Origin of the sequence: Dactylosporangium sp. NPDC051541, from assembly GCF_044454505.1 — a bacterium.
Lineage (GTDB): Bacteria > Actinomycetota > Actinomycetes > Mycobacteriales > Micromonosporaceae > Dactylosporangium.
This window is the reverse complement of sequence record NZ_JBITDU010000002.1, coordinates 322,526-337,088: the sequence shown is the minus strand read 5'-3', so window position 1 is coordinate 337,088 and position 14,563 is coordinate 322,526. Positions and strand designations below refer to the sequence as shown.

The following is a 14,563-nucleotide window of genomic DNA, read 5'->3' as shown; positions in this document are numbered from 1 at the left end:
GCCCGGAACTTGGAGGTGGCGGAGAGTCGCTCGCGCCGCTGCTTGCGGTCAGCGGTGGCTGGGGGTGTGGGGGCGCGGAGCCCCCTGCCCGGGGCGGGAGCGAAGCGGCCTCGGAAACCAGATCCGGCTGTGACAAAGTGCGATGACCGGTGGTTCCGGGGTGGTCTGGTGTGCGGGGCGGGCCGTGGTTACTCTTGAGTAGGTGAGCACTGAGGCTTTCGTTTTCGATGCCATTCGCACACCTCGCGGCCGCGGTAAGAAGAACGGCTCGCTGCACGGTGTCAAACCCATCTCCCTCGTCGTCGGGCTGATCGACGAAATGCGCGCCCGCAATCCCGGGCTCGACCCCGAACGCATCGACGACGTCGTCCTCGGCGTGGTCTCGCCCATCGGTGACCAAGGCTCCGACATTGCCCGCATCGCCGCCATCGCGGCTGGGCTGGGGGAGACCGCGGCCGGGGTCCAGCTGAACCGGTTCTGCGCCTCCGGCCTGGAAGCCGTCAATATCGCGGCGCAGAAAGTCCGGGCCGGGTGGGAGGACATGGTGCTCGCCGGCGGTGTCGAATCGATGTCCCGCGTGGCCATGGGCTCCGACGGCGGCGCCTGGGCCATGGACCCGGAAACCAATCTCGCGACCGGGTTCGTGCCGCAGGGCATTGGCGCGGATCTCATCGCGACCATGGACGGATACAGCCGCGAGGACGTCGACGCCTACGCCCTCGAATCGCAGACCCGCGCCGCGAAGGCCTGGGCCGGCGGGCACTTCGCACGGTCCGTGATCCCGGTACGCGACCGCAACGGGCTGGTCGTACTCGATCGTGACGAACATGTTCGGGCGTCGACGATGGAGGGTCTCGGGGCGCTGCCCGCGTCGTTCGCGCCCATCGGCGAGCTCGGCGGGTTCGACGCCGTGGCGCTGCAGAAGTACCACTGGGTGGAGCGCATCGACCACGTGCACACGGCCGGTAACTCGTCCGGGATCGTGGACGGAGCGTCACTGGTGCTGGTCGGCAGCGAGGCGGCGGGGCGGGAGTTCGGGCTCACCCCGCGGGCCCGGATCGTCGCGGCCGCGGTCAGCGGCGCCGACCCGCTCATCATGCTCACCGGCCCGGCCCCGGCCAGCCGCAAAGCCCTCGCCAAGGCCGGACTCACGGTCGACGATATCGCCCTGGTCGAGATGAACGAGGCGTTCGCCGCCGTCGTGCTGCACTTCGCCAAGGACATGGGCTTCGCGCTCGACCAGGTCAACGTCAACGGCGGTGCCATCGCCATGGGCCACCCGCTCGGCGCGACCGGCGGCATGCTCCTCGGCACGCTCGTCGACGAGCTCGAGCGCCGCGGCGATCGTTACGGACTGGCCACGATGTGTGTCGGTGGCGGCATGGGCATCGCGACGATCGTCGAGCGACTGTGAACCGGGGGAGCGACGTGGCAGACACCGAGGGTAACGGAACCGGCGTGGAGAGCGTGGACAGCAACATGCAGAGCCCGGCCGGCGGCGAGATCATCCGCTATGAGCGCGGCGCGGACGGCGTCGTCCTGCTCACCATGGACGACCCGGCCCGCTCCGCCAACACCATGAACGCCGCGTTCACCCAGGCGCTGGCCGCCGTGATCGACCGGCTGTACGCCGAGCGGGACGACATCACCGGCGTCATCCTGGCCTCGGCGAAGAAGACCTGGTTCGCCGGCGGCGACCTGGACCTGCTCGCCAACATCGGCCCCGACCAGGCGGCCGACGCCATGGCCTCGACGACGTTCCTCAAAGGCCTGCTCCGGCGCCTCGAAACGCTCGGCCGGCCGGTCGTCGCCGCGATCAACGGTTCCGCGCTCGGCGGCGGCCTCGAGCTGGCCCTCGCCTGCCACCACCGCATCGTCGCCGACGACAGCCGCATCGAGATCGGCTTCCCCGAGGTCACCCTCGGCCTGCTGCCCGGCGCCGGTGGCGTGGTCCGCACGGTCCGGATGCTCGGGATCGCCGAAGCCCTCATGCAGGTCCTGCTCAAAGGCCAGCGGCACCGTCCCGAGAAGGCGCTGCAGGTCGGCCTCGTCCACGAGATCGTCGCAGCGGGTGACCTGATCAGCCGGGCGCGTGACTGGATTGCCGATAATCCGGACGCAATCCAGCCGTGGGACGGCAAAGGCTACAAAATTCCCGGCGGTACCCCGAGCCACCCGGCATTCGCCGCCAATCTGCCCGCGTTCCCGGCGACACTGCGCAAGGAGCTCAAGGGCGCCCCGTACCCGGCGCCGCGCAACATCCTCTGCGCCGCCGTCGAAGGCGCCCAGGTCGACCTCGACACCGCGTTCGTCATCGAAGGCCGCTACTTCGTCGAGCTCGCCACGAGCCAGACCGCCAAGAACATGATCAAGGCGTTCTTCTTCGACCTGCAGGCCGCCAACTCCCGCGGCGCCGCGAACGCCACGTTCACCAAGGTCGCGGTCCTCGGCGCGGGCATGATGGGCGCCGCCATCGCATACGTGTGCGCGAAGGCCGGCCTCGACGTCGTGCTCAAGGACGTGACGCTCGAGGCGGCGCAGAAGGGCAAGGCGTACGCCGAGACCCGCCGCCACGACCAGGCGCTCCTCGACCGGATCACCCCGACCGCGGACGTCGCCGACCTCGCCGGGGCCGACCTCGTCATCGAGGCGGTGTTCGAGGACCCGGGCCTGAAGCACAAGGTGTTCGCGGAGATCGAGGACGCCGTCGCGCCCGGCGCGCTGCTGTGCTCCAACACCTCCACCCTGCCGATCTCGATGCTCGCCGAGGGCGTCCGCCGCCGCGCCGACTTCATCGGCCTGCACTTCTTCTCCCCGGTCGACAAGATGCCGCTCGTCGAGGTGATCAAAGGCGCCGAGACGTCCGACGCCGCACTCGATCAAGCGCTGGCGGTGGTACGGCGGCTGAAGAAGACACCCATCGTCGTCAACGACAGCCGCGGATTCTTCACCAGCCGCGTCATCGGCACGTTCACGATGGAAGGCCTGCGCATGCTGGCCGAGGGCGTGCCGGCCCCGTCGATCGAGCAGGCGAGTCTCCAGGCCGGCTACCCCGCACCGGTACTGCAGCTGCTCGACGAGCTCACCCTCACCCTGCCGCAGAAGATCCGCAACGCCACGGCGGCCGCGATCGTCGCCGGCGGCGGCACCTGGACCCCGAGCGCCGCCGACGAACTCCTCGACCGCATGGTTGACGACTTCGACCGGCCCGGCCGTTCGGGCGGCGCGGGCTTCTACGAATATCAGGACGGCAAACGCACCCGACTGTGGACGGGTCTGCGCGAGCACTTCGCCGACCCGTCCGCGGACGTACCGTTCGCCGACATGCAGGAACGCATGCTGTTCGCCGAGGCCCTGGAAAGCGTGAAGTGCCTGGACGAGGGCGTCCTGACCTCGGTCGCGGACGCCAACGTCGGCTCGATCCTCGGCATCGGGTTCCCGGCCTGGACCGGTGGGGTCCTGCAATACATCAACCAGTACCAGGGGGGCCTGCCCGGGTTCATCGCCCGTGCCGAGGAGCTCGCCGCCCGCTACGGCGACCGTTTCACCCCGCCGGCACTGCTGCGGGCCAAGGCCGCCGAGGGGTCGACCTTCGAGTAACCGCAGCTCCGGGCGCTGGACAGGCCCAGTCCGAGACGGTCCGCGGCACGCTGTGATCAGGCGGCCGCGGACCGTTTCGGGCTGAGGACCGTTTTGGGGTGCGGACCGTTTCGGGCTGAGGACCGTTTTGGGGTGCGGACCGTTTCGGGCTGAGGATCGTCTTGGGGTGCGGACACTCTTGGGGTGCGGACCCTCTTGGGGTGCGGATCCTCTTGGGGTGCGGACCCTCTTGGGGTGGGGGTCGCCGGTGGTCGCGTTGCTGGAGCTGGGTGGTGAGCGTCGCGACGCTGGTTGCTGGTAATGGATTACGGATTACTGGCAATCGGCTACTGGTAATCCGGAAACTTCCGCGGTTGCGACGGTTGGTTTTGGGGGCGCTGCAACGTTTGGTCGCGCCGGGCCGTCTCTGTGGGGAATGGGGCCTTGGCTTCCGGGAGATGTCGGCGAACGTGTTCGGCGCGGGGGTGACGGGCCGGGGTGGGCATGATCGGATTCGGGGCGGGCTGTGGCCGGTTTCTCAGGGGTGTCTGCAACACTGTCGCGCATGCTGCAGCGGGTCGGGGGCGTGTTCGGGGCGTCCGTGTTGTCTTTGGTGGCGGTGGCCGCGCTCGGGGGACCGGGCTTCGCCGCGCCGATCCCGCGGGAGGCGCCCAGCCCGTCGGCGGGTTCGTCCGCGCCGGCGAATCCGAACCTCGGACCGGCGATCAGCGGTACGACCATGTGCACGATGAACGATCCGCAGCTGACGGAGATCTCCGGTCTGGTGGTGACCGCGGACGGATACGCGGTCATCAACGACAGCAACATCGAGCGGAGCCGGGAGAAGATCTTCTTCCTCAATGGCGAATGCGGCGTGACGCGTAGCGTGCAGTACCCCAGCAGCGCCTTTGATCCTGAAGATCTCGCCGTCGGGAAGGACGGGACGCTGTGGGTCGCCGACGTCGGTGACAACACCACGCTGACCGGGGGTTCCGGCAACCGCCGGTCGTCGATCGCGCTGTGGAGCCTCGCGCCGGGCGCGAACACGCCGGTGATCCACCGGCTGGCGTACCCGGACGGCAAGGCCCGCGACGCGGAGGCGCTCATCATCGACGCCGACGGGCGGCCGGTCCTGATCACGAAGGACCCGGTCGGCGAGGTGTACACGACGGCGCAGCCCCTGCCGGCCAACAACGCCAACCCGGCCCCGCTGACGAGGGCGGGGACGTTCCGGCCGCAGGCGACGGGCACCGCGAACCCGTACGGCATCGTCGGCACCGCAGTCGTCACCGGCGCCGCGCTGAGCCCGGACGGCAAGCGGGCGGTGGTGCGCACGATGTCGGACGCGTACGAGTTCGACGTCACCGACGGTGATGTCGCCGCGGCGATCACCGGCGGGTCGAAGCCGCGGATCACGCCGCTGCCGAGCGAGCCGCAGGGCGAGAGCATCGCCTACAGCCGTGACGGGACCGAGTTCCTCACCACGTCGGACCAGCCGAAGGCGACGCCGATCCAGAAGTACACGCCGTTCGCGCCCCCGGCCCCGGCGTCCGCGGCGCCCGTGGTTCAGGCGCAGGCGCCGAAGGCTGCGGACCGCTCGTTTCTGGACAGTTTGTCGCTGCGGGACTTGACGCGGATCGTCATGGGAATTGGCGTGTTCGGGCTGTTGATGATCGCGGTGGGGGTGTTCGCGGTGGTCCGTTCCCGCCGTCGTCGCCGTGCGCTGCTGGCGGCGTCTTCCGCCTCCACCTCCACCTCCGCTTCCGGTGCCGCCGACACCGGCACCGGCACCGGCTCTGGCGCTGGCCCTGGCACTTCGCGCGAGCCTGCCTTGGCGTCGGGCACGGACGTGGACGTGGACGTGGACGTGGACGGCGAGCCGGGCTTGGGTTCGGACGGAACGACGCGCTTGGGTTCGGGCGCTGCGCCGGCCTCGGCGGCGGCCGCAGGCCGGGGCGGGGAGCCGGACTTGATTGCGGACGCCGCGCGGGAGTCAGGTTTGGGCGCTGCGGCGGAGTCGAAGCCGGGCTCGGGGCTGGGAGCGGATGCGCCGCCGGCAATTCCGCAATCCAGTAATGCAGGCGAGACCACCGGTGCGAGTGCCGCGGCGACGCGTAGCGCGACGGCGAGTGCTGCCGCGACCGGAAGAATGTCTGCTCCGGCAGCCGTGAGCGACGCCAACTCCCCCGCTCCGGCAAGCTCGACCGACACCGACACCGACACCGACACCGACGCCGACACCGACGCCGACGCCGACGCGTCCGTCCCGGCGGCCGCGGCCGTGACCGACGCCGGCTGCTCCGCTCCGGCCGCTGCGGTGCCGGCCGCTGCGGTGCCGGCGCAGGGCGCGGGCAACGGCAAGGGCACCGACGCTTCGGGCCCCGCCGGTGACTCCGCGACCAAGGAGCGGTCCGCCGCGCCAACCGCCGGTGCGGCCCAAGAGGCGAACGCGACGAACGCCACGAATGTCTCCCGCCCGGCCAAAGCTACGAAGGCTGCGAGGTCGTCCCGGGCTCCGAAGCGCCCCCGTTCGACTGGCACCTCGGAGGATTCCGGCTCGTCGTGATAATCGGGCGGTAATGGCGCCTCCGTGCCGCTTGGCCTGCGGAAATAATTAGCGATTACCGTTTCCGCAATCCGGTAATCGGTAATTGGTGCTCTGGGGAGGGTTCCGTGGCGTACGTCCTGCTCGGCTTGGCCATCGCGGTCGAGGTCGTCGGCACGAGTTTGCTGAAGGCGACCGAGGGCTTCACGAAGCTTTGGCCGACGGTGGGAGTGCTCGTCGCGTACGCGCTGGCGTTCCTGTTCATGGCCCAGGCGGTGAAGGTGGTGCCGGTCGGGGTCGCGTATGCCATGTGGTCGGGGCTGGGGACCGCCGCCATTGTCGCGATCGGGGCGGTGTTCCTTGGTGAGCCGCTGAGTTTGGTCAAGGTGATCGGCGTCGGGCTGGTCATCGCCGGTGTCGTCGTGCTGAACCTCGGTGGGGCCGCGCACTGACCTAAGCGCCGGCGTCGGAATAACTGGCGTCGGAACCACTGGCGGCGGAGCCACGGGTGGCGGCATCACCCGCGGTGGCATCGGCGACGTCAGTGGCATCGGTAGCGGCTCAGTCACGGGTGGCGGCATCACCCGCGGCGGCGTGAGCGCCGTCGGCGGCATCACGGGCGGCGTCAGTGGCATTGGTGGCGGCTGAATTGCGGGCGGAGGCATTACCCACGGCGGCAGGAGCACCGGCGGCGGAACCAGGAGCGGCGGAACTCGCGGCGACGGTGGCATCGCGAGCGGGGGTGTCAGGGGTGTCGGCGGTGGCGGGGGACGGGGTGGGTGACACGAGTGCGGAGACCGGACGTAGCAGCAGCGCCGCGCCCACGATGGACAGCGCCAGGAGGGCCGCGCCGATGGTGAAGGCCAGGCGGTACCCGTCGGTGAGCGCCACCGCGTCGGCTACGCCCGAGCGTAGGCGGGCGTCGGTGCGGGCGGCGGCCACGGTGGACAGCGCGGCCACGCCGAGGGCCATGCCGAGCTGCTGTGTCGTGTTGAACAAGCCCGAGGCCAGGCCCGCGTCGTCGGGGCGGGCGCCGGACATGCCCAGGCCCGTGATCGCCGGCAGGACCAGGCCGCCGCCGGCGATGAGCAGCATCACCGGCAGGAGGTCCGTCGTGTATCGCGCGTCGGCCGGCAGCCGCGTCAGCCACGCCAGGGCACCGGTCAGCAGCACCAGGCCGGCGATCAGGATCGTGCGCTCGCCGAAGCGGTGGATGAGCCGCGCCGACACGCCCAGTGACACCACCGCGATCGCCAGAGCGGCCGGAAGCATCGCCAGGCCGGTCTGCAACGCGGTGTAGTGCAGGACTCGCTGCATGTACAGGGCGACGAGGATCTGGAACGAGAACATCGCGCCGATCAGGAGGATCTGCAGGGCGTTGGCCGCGGCGACCTGCCGTGAACGCAGGACGCGCAGCGGCATCAGCGGGGTCCGGGCGTACGCCTGGCGCAGGACGAACGCGACTAGCAGTACCACCGCAGCAGTGCTTGTGATGAGACGGTCACCGCTCGTCTGCACGACGGCGTAGATGCCGGTCATGAGGCCGGCCGTCACGAAGAGCGCACCCAGGATGTCGGCTCCGGCGCGCAGGCCCAGGCCGCGGTCGGCCGGCAGGTACGGGACGGCGAGGGCCAGGGCCAGCACCCCGATCGGCACGTTGATCAGGAAGATCCAGTGCCAGCTCAGGGTGTCGGTGAGGACGCCGCCGAGGACCTGGCCGAGGGAGGCGCCGGCCGCGCCGGTGAAGGAGAACACGCCGATCGCGCGGGCCCGTTCGCGCTGCTCGGGGAACAGCGTGACGAGGATGCCGAGGCTGACGGCGCTGAACATGGCACCGCCGACGCCCTGCAGGAACCGGGCCACGAGCAGCATCGCGGGGCCGGTGGCCAGGCCGGCGAGCACCGACGCGGCCACGAACACGGCCGTCCCGGCGAGCAGGACCCGTTTGCGGCCGAGCAGGTCACCGAGGCGGCCGGCGAGCAGCAGGAAACTGCCGAACGCGATCAGGTACGCGTTGACCACCCACGTGAGCCCCTCCGGCGTGAACCCGAGGTCACGCTGCATGACGGGCATGGCGACGGTGACGATGCTGCCGTCGAGGATGACCATGAGCATGCCGGTCGCGAGGACGGTCAGGGCGAGCCATCGGTTCTGCCTCATAGAAACGACCGTAGCAGATCGTCTTCTACGGAACTATCTACCAAAAAGCGATCGCGGTCACTCACTGCCGGGCGCGGCGCACCCCCGCCGCCTCGGCCGGGGTGCCCAGGTGGCCCTGCGCCAGGCGGGTCAGGGCGCGGATCAGGACTTCCCGCTCGTCCTCGGGCAGCGCGTCGAGAACCGCAGCGTGCACACTGTCGGCGATCTCCTGGCTACGGGCCGCCATGGTCGCGCCTTCGGGCGTGACCGCGATGATCCGGGCCCGGCGATCGGTGCTGGACAGGCGGCGGTGCGCGTATCCGGCCTTCTCGAGCGCATCGACCGTGACCACCATCGTGGTCTTGTCCATGCCGCCGATCTCCGCCAGCTGGACCTGGGTGCGCTCCTCACCCAGCGCGTGCGTGAGCACGCAGTGCATCCGCGGGGTCAGGCCGACCTCCGCCAGCGCCGCCGTCATCTGCGTGCGCAGCACGTGACTGGTGTGGTCCAGCAGGAACGACAGATCCGGCGTCAGCGGTGCGGCCATACCACCCAGAATAGATACCCGCCGCCGCGACGGTCCGGCGTGCGTTTCCCGGGCAATACATTTCGCGGCCGGGGTCACTCGGTGTAGTTGTGCGCGGCCGGTTACCTCTTCCGGTCGATGACCGTTGCCGCGCCGGCATCGTAGGGTGCGCGCATGATCACGGTCGGGTACTGCCTCGGCGTCGACTACGGCACGTCGAACACCGCCGCGGTGATCCACGAGCCCGGCGGGCGGACCCGGCCGCTGCTCTTCGACGGCTTCCCGCAGCTGCCGTCCGCCGTGTGCGCCGGCGCGGACGGCGGCGCCGAGCTCCTCGTCGGCCGCGAGGCGATCCACGCGGCCCGGGTCCGCCCGGAGCGGTTCGAGCCGCACCCGAAGCGCCGCATCGACGACGGCACGGTGCTGCTCGGCGCGGGGGAGTACCCGGTGCCGCAGCTCATCGCCGCGGTCCTGGCCCACGTCCGGGCCGAGGCGGTCCGCACGATGGGCGGCCCGCCGGCGGGGGTGGCGCTGACCTACCCGGCGGCGTGGGCGGCGCGGCGCCGGGCGGTGCTCGTCGAGGCCGCCCGCCTCGCCGAACTCGCGGGCCCGTCGGCCCCGGCGCAGCTGGTCCCGGAGCCGGTCGCGGCCGCGTCGTACTTCGCGCAGAGCACCGGAGCCGAGGTGCCCGCCGGGTCCTGCGTCGTCGTCTACGACTTCGGCGCCGGGACGTTCGACGCGTCAGTCGTCCGTCGCACCGAACGTGGCTGGGAGGTGGCCGCCAGTGACGGGCTGCCCGACACCGGAGGCCTCGACGTCGACGCGGCGCTGGTGGCATACCTGGGCGCGGTGTACTCCGCCACGCACCGCGACGAGATGCGACGGCTCGAACACCCGGAGTCCACCGGCGACCGCCGGGCCCGCCGCAACCTCTGGGAGGACGTCCGCACCGCGAAGGAGATCCTGTCCCGCTCCGCCTCCACCTACGTCCACGTGCCGATCCTCGACCAGGACGCACCCCTCGGCCGGGAGCAGCTCGAGCGGCTCGCCGCCCCCGTCGTCGACCGCACGGTGGCGCTGACCAGGTCCGTGATCGCGGCCGCCGTGCCCACCGGCCGCCTCGCCGGGTTGTTCCTGGTCGGCGGGTCCAGCCGCATCCCGCTCGTTGCCACCTGCCTGCACCGCGTGACCGGGGTGGCGCCGACGGTGATGGAGCAGCCGGAGCTGGCGGTGGCGCAGGGCAGCGTCATGGCCTTCGACACCCCCGCCCGGACGGTGCGGCCCCGGTCCGAGGTGCGCGAACGGGTCCCCGTGCCGGGCGCCGACTCGGTGTCGGAGGACACGGTCGCGATCATCGCCCATCAGATCAAGCCGCTCTCGCCGCGGGTGCCGGCACAGCGGCAGGAGCCCCCGCCCCCACCGGCGGAGCCCGAAGGGACCACCGACGTGCTCGGCCCGCCCGGCCCGCGGGAGCCCGACGGGACAACGGCGGTGCTGACCACACCGCAGCAGCCGGGCGGCCGTGGGGGATGGGCCCTTTTCCTGGGGGTACTCCTGCTGCTCGGCCTGATCGCGATGACCGGCCTGGCCCGCACCCGCCGGCCCGAGTGGCACTTCTGGCTCGGTGACGCGCTGCTCTACCCCGGCTACGCACTGTGGCTGGCGTATACGTTCGCGGCGAACGGGAGCCGGACCCAGTGGCGCCTCGCGATCTACGTTGTATCCCTTGTGGCCGGCGGCGTCGGCGCGTATGCGGGGGCGGCGGCGATCGCGCACCGGTGGGGCCCGACGCCGCTGCTGTGGCTGCTCGGCGCGGTCGTCACCGCCGGCGCGGTCGGCGGCGTGCTCTGGCGCGACCGGCGTGACCATCCGGTGTTCGGCCGGCCGGACGCGGCCGGGCTCGCCCTCGCCCTGGCCGGGTTCGGGGCCGGGCACGTCCCCGACTACACCGCGAGGATCACGACCGGGATCGTCCTGGCCGGCGGCGCGGCCGTGATCGCGTTCGTCGGAGCCGGCGCGGCCCTGGGCCGGTACGTGGTGGCCCGGGAGCCGGGGGCGCGGCGGTGGCTGCCCAGGACCGCGGCCCTGCTGCTGATCCTCGGCGCGGCCGGAACGGCGTTGCGGCTGGCAGCCGGCATGACGTAAAGCAAGAACCGCGTCGCGGTTGGCGGCCGCGATCGCGTAAAGCAAGAACCGCGGGAACGGCGTCGCGGTTGGCAGCCGGGATACCAAAAGCGGGAGCGCATAAACGGGAGCGCATAAAGCGGAACCGCGGGAACCGCGTTGCGGTCGGCGGTCGGGATCACGTAAAGCAAAGGCCATGCGACGTGTGGTCTGGGACATGGAAACCGGTGACCCCGACGACTTCATCACCCTGCTCCTGCTCGCCGGCCACCCCGGCGTCGACCTGCGGGCGGTCACGGTCACGCCCGGGACCGCGGCCCAGGTCGGGATCGTCCGCCACGGCCTGGAACTCCTGGGCCGTGACGACGTCCGGGTCGGTGCCGGCCAGCTCGACCATCCGAAGGACGCCGTCTCCCCCTGGCATTACCAGGCCCTCGGCCCGATCGAGCCGAGCCGCGCCGCCGAGGCGGCCGCGCCGCTGCTGGCCGCGGTCTGCGACGGCGACACGACCCTGATCTGCGGCGCCCCGCTGAAGAACCTCGGCCGGGCGCTGCAGGTCGACGGGTTCACGCTGGGGAGGCTGGTTGTCCAGGGCGGTTTCGCCGGCACCGGCGTGGTCCCCGAGGAGCGGCAGCTGGACAAGTTCAAGGGCCGCACCACCTGCCCGAGCTTCAACCTCAACGGCGCCCCGAAGGCCGTGTTCGCGGCCCTGGCCAGCCCCGGCATCGGGGAGCGCTGGTTCGTGTCGAAGAACGTGTGCCACGGGGTGGCGTACGACGAGGCGATGCACGCCCGGTTCGCGCCGGCGACCGCGCCCGGTCTGCGTCTGATCCGGCGGCTGATGGGCGACAATCTGCGGGACCGCCCCGGCGGGAAGCTGTTCCACGACCCGCTCGCGGCGTGCTGCGCCCTCGACCCGGGGATCGCCGAGTGGGCGGAGGTCGAGCTGTATCGGGAGCGCGGCGAGTGGGGTGCGCGGCCGCGGCCCGGGTCGGGAACGCGGATCATCGTGGGCTACGACCACGAACGCTTCCTCACGACGCTGCTGGCCGAGCGGCAAGCGACCCGGCCGCCGGCCGAGCGGCAAGGAACGGCCGACGTCGAGCGGCAGGGAACGGCCGATGTCGAGCGGGAAGAAGCGCCCGATGCCGAGCCGGACGGGGCCCCGGGGTCCGGGCGGGAAGTAGTATCGTAGAGCGTTCGGGCAACAAAAAAGACGCCAAAAAGGCGTCCGGCGGTTGCAATGTTAGCCGACTGGAGAGCGGATTGTCAAACCCATCCGACACAGCCGACCTGGTCGAGGAGCAGGGGCACCTCGACACGCTCTACGAGCACCTGGACGCCCTGCGGGAGGAGGCGTCGGGGCAGCTGACGAAGACCCTGCTCGAAGGCGGTGGCACGCCCGCGGACCGGTCGCACCGGGATTCGCAGGCGGCGCTGTATACGGACAGGATCGCCCAGTACAGCGCGGTCGAGAACGGCCTGTGCTTCGGCCGGCTCGACTTTGCCGCGGACGAGGTGCGCTACATCGGCCGGATCGGGATCTTCGACGAGGAGAACGACTACGAGCCGCTGCTGATCGACTGGCGGGCCCCGGCGAGCCGCCCGTTCTACCTGGCGACGGCGGCGAAGCCGGACGGGGTGCGCCGACGCCGGCACATCCGCACCGAGCGGCGGCAGGTGACCGGCCTCGACGACGAGATCCTCGACCTGAACGAGGCCCACGAGACGGGCCGGGGCGCGCATGACGGCGTGACGGGTGAGGCGGCGCTGCTGTCGGCGCTGAACGCGTCGCGGACCGGGCGGATGCGCGACATCGTCGAGACGATCCAGGCCGAGCAGGACCATGTCATCCGGGCCGACCTCGGCGGGGTGCTGGTCGTGCAGGGCGGGCCGGGCACCGGCAAGACGGCGGTGGCGCTGCACCGGGCCGCGTATCTGCTCTACACGCACCGGCAGATGCTGTCGTCGCGGGTGGTGCTGATCGTCGGGCCCAACCTGACGTTCCTGCGCTACATCTCCCAGGTGCTGCCGTCCCTGGCCGAGACCGGGGTGCTGCTGGGCACGATGGGGGACCTGTTCCCAGGGGTCGTCGCGCACCGGGAGGAGCCGGCCGAGGTCGCCGAGATCAAGGGCCGCGCCGAGATGGCCGACGTGCTCGCGGCCGCGGTCCGCGACCGGCAGCGGGTGCCGGCCGAGCCGGTGCGGCTGCGCCTGGACCTGCTCGACGGCGGTGAGGTCGTGCTCGAACCGTCGGTGATCGAGGACGCCCGCGACCGGGCCCGCCGGACCGGGAAGCTGCACAACCTGGCCCGCCCGACGTTCGACACGGAGATCATCCACGCGTTGTCGCTGCTGATCGCCGACACGATCGGCCTGGACCCCTACGCCGACGACCCGCTCGGCGGCGACGACGCCCCCGGCGACGCGCAGCTGCTGGAGGAGGCCGACCTCGCCGAGATCCGCCGCGAGCTGCGCGGCGAGGCCGAGGTCCTCGGCGCGCTGGACTGGCTGTGGCCGATCCTCACCCCGCAGCAGCTCCTCGCCGCGCTCTTCGCCTCCGACAAGCGCCTCGCCGCGGCCGGCGCTGACCCGCGGCTGAAGCGGGCCCCGCGGGAGGGCTGGTCGCCGGCCGACGTGCCGCTGCTGGACGAGGCCGCGGAGCTGCTCGGCGAGGACGAGACGGTCCTGGAGATCCTGGCCGAGCGGCGCCGCCGTCAGCAGGTCGCCTACGCCGAGGGGGCCCTGGAGATCGCGTTCGGGTCCCGGTCGATCGACGTCGAGGACGAGGACGACCCGGAGCTGCTGTCGGTCACCGACCTGCTCGAGGCGGACCGGCTGGCCGAGCGGCAGGACGAGGGTGAGGCCCTGACCCCGGCCGAGCGGGCCGCCGCCGACCGGAAGTGGGCGTTCGGGCACGTGATCGTCGACGAGGCCCAGGAGCTGTCGGCGATGGCGTGGCGGCTGCTGATGCGCCGCTGCCCGAGCCGCTCGATGACCGTCGTCGGCGATGTGGCCCAGACCGGCGACCTCGGCGGCGCGTCGGCGTGGGGTGACGCCCTGACACCGTATGTCGGGGACCGCTGGCGGCTGCGGGAGCTGACCGTCAACTACCGCACGCCCGCCGAGATCATGGCGGTCGCCGCCGGTGTGCTGGCCGGGATCGACCCGGACCTCCAGCCGCCGCGGTCGGTGCGGCAGGCCGGGGTGGACCCGTGGGTGCGCGGGGTGGCGCCGGCGAAGCTCGGCGACGCGCTCGCGGAGGCGGTGGAGCAGGAGGCGGAGGCGGCCGGCGCGGGCCGGCTCGGTGTGATCCTGCCCGGCGGTATCTTCGAGGAGCTGGTGCCGCACGTGCTGAAGGCGGCCCCGGACGCGGCGATCGGTGAGGAGCCGGACCTGACGGCCCGGGTCGTGGTGCTGACCGTCAAGCAGGCCAAGGGTCTGGAGTTCGACGGGGTGGTCGTCGTCGACCCGGACCGGATCGTCGAGGAGTCGCCGCGCGGCGCCAACGATCTATATGTGGCGCTGACTCGGGCGACGCAGCGCCTCGGCATCCTGCACCCGGGAACCCTCCCCGACGCGCTGCTCGCGGTCGTCGGGATCTGAGGGCTGACCAGGGATTAGCCGGGAGCGTGATGGGTCGGACTCCA

Annotated in this window: 9 protein-coding genes; 7 read left to right on the top strand and 2 right to left on the bottom strand. The window is 71.7% G+C overall.

Going from position 1 to position 14,563, the window contains the following annotated elements:
• Positions 1 to 202 precede the first annotated feature (202 nt).
• The 4 genes from ACIA8L_RS09605 to ACIA8L_RS09590 all read left to right on the top strand — a co-directional run bounded on the left by ACIA8L_RS09605 (position 203) and on the right by ACIA8L_RS09590 (position 6,576).
• Positions 203 to 1,414, top strand: coding sequence for an acetyl-CoA C-acetyltransferase (locus tag ACIA8L_RS09605; protein WP_395902380.1), 1,212 nt, complete (start codon positions 203 to 205; stop codon positions 1,412 to 1,414).
• 65 nt (positions 1,415 to 1,479) lie between these two features.
• The gene (locus ACIA8L_RS09600) at positions 1,480 to 3,600 is read left to right on the top strand and encodes a 3-hydroxyacyl-CoA dehydrogenase NAD-binding domain-containing protein (RefSeq protein WP_395904166.1); all 2,121 of its coding nucleotides are present in this window, start codon (positions 1,480 to 1,482) and stop codon (positions 3,598 to 3,600) included.
• 544 nt (positions 3,601 to 4,144) lie between these two features.
• A complete protein-coding gene (locus ACIA8L_RS09595) occupies positions 4,145 to 6,145 on the top strand; it encodes a hypothetical protein (protein ID WP_395902378.1) in 2,001 nt (666 codons plus the stop codon).
• A gap of 107 nt (positions 6,146 to 6,252) precedes the next feature.
• Positions 6,253 to 6,576: a DMT family transporter gene (locus ACIA8L_RS09590; protein ID WP_395902375.1), complete on the top strand. Its 324-nt coding sequence runs from the start codon at positions 6,253 to 6,255 to the stop codon at positions 6,574 to 6,576.
• A 109-nt stretch (positions 6,577 to 6,685) separates the two neighbouring features.
• Here the strand turns inward: ACIA8L_RS09590 and ACIA8L_RS09585 are convergent, their stop codons facing one another.
• Together ACIA8L_RS09585 and ACIA8L_RS09580 are read right to left on the bottom strand one after the other, a co-directional pair.
• The gene (locus tag ACIA8L_RS09585) at positions 6,686 to 8,284 is read right to left on the bottom strand and encodes an MFS transporter (protein ID WP_395902372.1); all 1,599 of its coding nucleotides are present in this window, start codon (positions 8,282 to 8,284) and stop codon (positions 6,686 to 6,688) included.
• 61 nt (positions 8,285 to 8,345) lie between these two features.
• Positions 8,346 to 8,810, bottom strand: a complete 465-nt coding sequence (locus ACIA8L_RS09580) for a MarR family winged helix-turn-helix transcriptional regulator (protein WP_395902369.1) — start codon at positions 8,808 to 8,810, stop codon at positions 8,346 to 8,348.
• Between the two features lie 153 nt (positions 8,811 to 8,963).
• Between ACIA8L_RS09580 and ACIA8L_RS09575 the strand changes: the two genes are divergently transcribed.
• The 3 genes from ACIA8L_RS09575 (at position 8,964) to ACIA8L_RS09565 (ending at position 14,519) form a co-directional block, all read left to right on the top strand.
• Positions 8,964 to 10,934 carry an Hsp70 family protein gene (locus tag ACIA8L_RS09575; RefSeq protein WP_395902367.1) on the top strand — a complete coding sequence of 657 codons (1,971 nt, stop codon included), beginning with the start codon at positions 8,964 to 8,966 and terminating at the stop codon, positions 10,932 to 10,934.
• 175 nt (positions 10,935 to 11,109) lie between these two features.
• Positions 11,110 to 12,108, top strand: coding sequence for a nucleoside hydrolase (locus tag ACIA8L_RS09570; RefSeq protein WP_395902364.1), 999 nt, complete (start codon positions 11,110 to 11,112; stop codon positions 12,106 to 12,108).
• A gap of 71 nt (positions 12,109 to 12,179) precedes the next feature.
• The gene (locus tag ACIA8L_RS09565) at positions 12,180 to 14,519 is read left to right on the top strand and encodes a HelD family protein (protein WP_395902362.1); all 2,340 of its coding nucleotides are present in this window, start codon (positions 12,180 to 12,182) and stop codon (positions 14,517 to 14,519) included.
• The last annotated feature ends 44 nt before the right edge of the window (positions 14,520 to 14,563 follow it).